General features: G+C 62.0%; 1 protein-coding gene. It reads left to right on the top strand.

Annotated elements, in window-relative coordinates; all coding sequences use genetic code 11:
- Window positions 1–1,103: 1,103 nt before the first annotated feature.
- The coding region (locus ACFY2X_RS47320) for a maleylpyruvate isomerase N-terminal domain-containing protein (RefSeq protein ID WP_389952055.1) at window positions 1,104–1,453 on the top strand (350 nt) is incomplete at its 3' end.

Here is a 1,453-nt window from a genome sequence, read left to right as displayed (position 1 = left end):
CGCACGACCCATCGGCGACCAACTACATACCGTGACACCTTCCGCCCCGCTCCACCGGAATACACGACAGTGAATTACGCGAGGTCGCCAGAGTGTCCTGAACGTGAAGGAGAGTTCGATGTAGGCGAATGATCTGGAGCGATGCTGCTCGAACGATGAAGGCCTTGGCCCTTCGGAGTCGCCCTGCGGAGGGAGGCTTCAAACCGCCTCATGCTGCGTTGGCTGAAGACCGTCGTGGTGAGCGATGAGGAAAAGGCGCCCGCGAGGCGTCAGGTGGGGACCGGGAAGGCGAACGCGAGTGAACCACTGATGACGTGTCGAAAGCAGAACAGATGACATCGAAACCGGGGAGTGAATACGACTCCGGGATGAGCCTGGCGGGAGTCCGCTTATTGGCCAGGCGGTGTCCGGCATGGAGGTGGCGCGAGCCCGGTCTGCGGCGTTCGAGTGGAACAGGAGAAGGCGCGTCCGGACATCTGCCCATCATGGTGGGGGAGCAGGGGAGAGCCGTACTTCGGGGCATCCTGAGGTCGGTGGCAGAGTACCCGTTGCCGGACGTGCTGGCGGACCGGCCCGTAGTAGCGGTGAAGGCCCTGTAATGGGGCTGGAGCGAAGGGGCCGGGTCGTTCGTGACCCGTTTGTCCGATCAACCGGAGCAATCCGGGAGGAGTCGCGTGAACGAGTTGAAAGCACCGGGCAAGTCGTTTGAGATTTCGAAACGTGCTGTCCAGATGGCGTGGGAGAAGGACGCCTGAGTCGCCCTGTTCAACCGATGTCGGCCCGATCGAACGGTGCTGGCGACAACATCCGCTCATGCCGCTCGACCAGTGCATGAGACAAAAAGGGCCGGCTGCCCACGGTTCCCAACCTGTCAGGGGCGGTGTCGGCGACGCGTGAGCCAGAACCAGTTCGGCTTGCCGAGATCACCCTCAGATAGCCTGACCAACCAGATCAACTTTACCCGTCCAAACGGGACAAGCCCGTTGCCGTCAATGTGTGAAGGTGACACCGATGCTGAACTACGGCCTTGACATGTCCGGTGTAGAGCGCGATCGGGCTCTGCCTGACTTGGTGGCTGAAGGGGAAGAGCTTGACGCCCTGGTATCAGCGCAGGCCGACTGGTCCAAGCCTACGCCGGCAGCCAAAACGCTGATCTCGACGCCGCCACGGGAGCAGCCAAACCGCGATCGGAACTGCTGGAACAATGGCGCGCTGGTCGAACCGAATTGGCGGCGGAGCTACGTGACGTTCCACTGGACCATGGGTTTCCGTGGTACGGCTCGCAGTTGACCGCAGCGCTCATGGTGCCGCTTCGCCTGATGGAAACATGGGCTCACGGGCAGGACGTTTTCGATGCACTAGTGCCGCATCAGGCAACGTTCGCCCTGCTTCGCCGGGCGCAGAGGGAGTTGGTCTGGCAGGGTTCGGCTATGGGCGATCATGGACTGGATGA

The sequence above is a fragment of the Streptosporangium sp. NPDC000396 genome (assembly GCF_042898655.1).
Classification (GTDB): Bacteria; Actinomycetota; Actinomycetes; order Streptosporangiales; family Streptosporangiaceae; genus Streptosporangium.
The sequence above is the reverse complement of the archived record's forward strand: the minus strand, read 5'-3'. Positions and strand labels throughout refer to the sequence as shown.